Origin of the sequence: Escherichia sp. R1 (assembly GCF_003000935.1) — a bacterium.
Taxonomy (GTDB): Bacteria; Pseudomonadota; Gammaproteobacteria; order Enterobacterales; family Enterobacteriaceae; genus Escherichia; species Escherichia coli.
In genome coordinates this window covers 1-1,678 of sequence record NZ_PSRU01000064.1, presented here as the reverse complement: position 1 = coordinate 1,678, position 1,678 = coordinate 1, and the positions used below count along the sequence as shown (strand labels likewise).

General features: G+C 55.4%; 1 protein-coding gene, 1 pseudogene and 1 other annotated feature. The gene and the pseudogene both read left to right on the top strand.

Going from position 1 to position 1,678, the window contains the following annotated elements:
- Positions 1–692: pseudogene (locus tag C4F37_RS28130) on the top strand (transposase); the annotation flags it as partial.
- Positions 234–350: a sequence feature (AL1L pseudoknot), on the top strand. It overlaps the preceding pseudogene by 117 nt.
- Before the next feature lie 672 nt (positions 693–1,364).
- Positions 1,365–1,678, top strand: a 314-nt coding sequence (locus tag C4F37_RS26990; RefSeq protein WP_001189105.1) for a hypothetical protein, incomplete at its 3' end; no start/stop codon positions are given.

Below are 1,678 nucleotides of genomic sequence, written 5' to 3'. Positions count from 1 at the left end.
CGTATGGTTCTGGAAAGTCAGGGCGAATATGACTCACAGTGGGCGGCAATTTGTTCCATTGCCCCAAAGATTGGCTGTACACCGGAGACTCTGCGTGTCTGGGTACGCCAGCATGAGCGGGATACCGGAGGCGGTGATGGCGGGCTCACCACCGCTGAACGTCAGCGTCTGAAAGAGCTGGAACGTGAAAATCGTGAACTGCGCCGCAGTAACGATATCCTTCGCCAGGCTTCCGCTTATTTTGCGAAGGCGGAGTTCGACCGCCTCTGGAAAAAGTGATGCCACTGCTGGATAAGCTGCGTAAGCTGTACGGGGTCGGACCGGTATGCAGTGAACTACATATTGCCCCGTCAACGTATTACCACTGTCAGCAACAGCGACATCATCCTGATAAACGCAGTGCCCGTGCGCAGCGCGATGACTGGCTGAAGAAAGAGATACTGCGCGTATACGATGGGAATCATCAGGTATACGGTGTGCGTAAAGTCTGGCGTCAGTTGTTACGGGAAGGAATCAGGGTAGCCAGATGTACAGTGGCGCGCCTCATGGCGGTTATGGGACTTGCCGGTGTTCTCCGGGGTAAAAAGGTCCGCACTACCGTCAGCCGGAAAGCCGTTGCCGCAGGCGACCGCGTAAACCGTCAGTTTGTGGCAGAACGTTCTGACCAGTTGTGGGTGGCTGATTTTACTTACGGTGTGCCCGGAGTTCAGGGCGGGCATGGATGCTTAAATGAACCGCGAGTCTGTCTGGAATATTGAACCGGTAACTCACGATGAGAAACCCAACAATCCCACCGGGTGTGAAGGTGGAGAACCTGAGCGGCAGTGACCTGCGGCATGCCCGCAGGGTGATGTAACCCGCTGACAACGGGGATTGAGGCGAGATCACTAAGCCGAGATGATCCTCAAGGTTAAGTACTGAAAGGCTGAAGAACATGAACCCGTTAATCCGCCTCTGTGGGTTGAAAACGTCACCACGGCCTACGTGATCTGACAGGCCGTGCAGGAGGAACTGGCAGTGATACGTAAGCACTACCGGTCGAAGGTGTTTTGACATGTATGCGAAACACCGGGGCAGCAGCGTCTATCACGCTTGCGTTGCTGACTTCTGCCAACTTGCGGCAAGCAAGGATAAAGAGTGCGACGGGCAGCCTCCTCAGTATGCCTGAGTCCAGGCAGGTAAACCGGGGAAGGTCAGCGACGGATGTTAAGGGGGCATGGCTCCGATGACGCGCTGGCTGGCGGAGCTTCCGTAGTAGTCCGCGATGGGGAAAGCCCATTACATGGCGAAGGGAAGCAGTTTGAATGTGTTTGCGACGTGAATTAACTGACCTAACGAGGTGAAGACCTTTGATAATCAGCGAAATGCAACGCAAGCTTGCCACATGGGCAGCCACCGATCCGTCCCTACGGATTCAACGGCTGCTGCGTCTGATAACACAACCAGAATGGCTGGCTGAAGCGGCGCGGATCACGCTTTCATCAAAGGGGGCCCATACCCCCGGCGTTGATGGCGTGAACAAAACAATGCTACAGGCCAGACTGGCTGTTGAGCTGCAAATCCTCAGGGATGAATTACTCTCAGGCCACTACCAGCCCTTGCCCGCCAGACGGGTTTACATCCCTAAAAGCAACGGCAAACTGCGACCACTGGGTATCCCCGCGTTGCGGGATCGTAT